Source organism: Pseudomonas sp. R62 (assembly GCF_000257605.1).
GTDB lineage: Bacteria > Pseudomonadota > Gammaproteobacteria > Pseudomonadales > Pseudomonadaceae > Aquipseudomonas > Aquipseudomonas atacamensis.
Genome location: NZ_JH635999.1, coordinates 1,370,699 through 1,372,433 on the forward strand (window position 1 = coordinate 1,370,699; position 1,735 = coordinate 1,372,433).

2 protein-coding genes are annotated in these 1,735 nt (G+C 63.7%); both read right to left on the reverse strand.

Features of this window, described 5'->3' with window-relative positions; genetic code table 11:
- Window positions 1–938, reverse strand: a 938-nt coding sequence (gene efeO / locus OQK_RS24315) for an iron uptake system protein EfeO (protein WP_038861685.1), incomplete at its 3' end; no start/stop codon positions are given.
- Window positions 939–946: 8 nt separating this feature from the next.
- On the reverse strand, window positions 947–1,735 hold a 789-nt coding region (gene efeU, locus OQK_RS24320), incomplete at its 5' end, for an iron uptake transporter permease EfeU (protein WP_050977874.1).

Below are 1,735 nucleotides of genomic sequence, written 5' to 3' on the forward strand. Positions count from 1 at the left end.
TGCGTGTTGGCGGCGAAACCGTTGAGGTCGCTGTGGCTGTAGCGTTCCTCTTCGCCGCTGCCGGCGCGCACCTCGGCGAGGCTGTTGAGGTTGCGCACGAGGATGCTGACCAGTTGCTCCGGCGGCAGCGACTGCGCGAGCAACTGCTGCTTGAGGGTGGTGACATCTGCGAGCAAGCGCTGGGCAATCGGCGTGACATGGTCGAGATTGCGCTGCTGGAACAGCGCGTATTCGAGGCGATGGAAACCGACGAACGCCGGATCCTGCTCGCGCTTTTCGAAATAATCGGCGCGGGCATTGATGTGGTTGTCCAGCTCGGCCAGGCGCTGCGCCGCCGGCGCCAGACGCTGATAAGCGGCACGCGCCGGCAGGTACAACGCTTGCGCCTGCGCCAGATCGCCACTGGCGATCGCCTGATTCAGCGCCGTCGCCGCTTTGATCAACGCGCTGCCCTGAACGGCCAGATACACGCGAAATTCCGACAGCGGCCCGACGAACGCCACCATCGACGGCTTGGCCTTGGCGGCGGCATCGGAAGCGGCCGTCGGCGTCACGTGCAAGGTGCCGCGCGGGTTGCTGAGCAAGCCGCAGGTGATCGCATAGTCGCCCGGTTGCAGGTTGGCGTTGATCACCTGGCTCAGGCCCGGCGCGATGTTTTCCCGCTCTTCGACCACCAGCACGCCGTCGAGAATTTCCCACTCGACCGCACGCTCGGAGCGGTTGACGATGCGGAAACTGGCGCGGCCGGCCGGCACCGTCAGTGCGTTCGGCTCGCAACTGTGTGGATGGATGTTGACGACGATTTCGTCGTGGTTGTGCTGACGCTTGGCGGCGGCCATGTTCGAGGCGTACCAGAACAGCCCGCCGGCGGCGACCATCAGCAGCACCGAGCCGGCCAGCGCCCAACGCAGGGCCGGAGGGGTTTGGGTAGTAGACATGAAGGGCCTTATTGGCTGGAAACGGAAGTGGTTGGCGTCGCCTGGCGAGGCGCGGGCATGAAGAACATCACCAGTGCCAGCAGCAGATAAATCAGGTACGCGCCCAAGGTGCTGACGGTCGGCGCATCCTGATAACCGAACATGCCGGCCAGCACCGAGCCCAGCGGGCCGTCCATCGGCAGCGTCGCGCTGAAGTCGAACAACACCGTTTGCAGGTGATTCCATAGCCCGGCTTCATGCAGCGCCTGCACCGAGTTGGCGAGAATCCCGGCGGCGACCACGAGGATGAACAATCCGGTCCACTTGAAGAACGCCGAGAGATTGAGGCGCATGCTGCCGCTGTAGATCAGGAAACCGACGATCACCGCCAGGACCAGGCCGAGCAGGGCGCCAATCGGCGCGCCCGGGCCTTCGCTTTGCTGGAACACGGCGAGCAGGAAGAACACCGTCTCCAGACCTTCGCGAGCAACAGCGAAGAAGACCATGCCAATCAATGCAATCACCTGATGCCTGGATTGCGTCAGAGCTTGATCCAGCGAGGCTTGCAGCGAGTGCTTGATCGACCGCGCGACCTTGCGCATCCAGAACACCATCGAACTGAGAATGCCCACGGCGACCAGACCGACCACGCCTTCGAACAACTCCTGCTGCTTCTGCGGGAATTCAGCGCTCACCAGCTCCAGACCACCGCCGACCAGCAGAGCAAGGGCGGCAGCGAGGAAAACGCCGATCCACACGGCTGGCATCCATTGACCACGGCCGGTCTGTTGCAGGTAACTGGCAATGATGCCGACGAT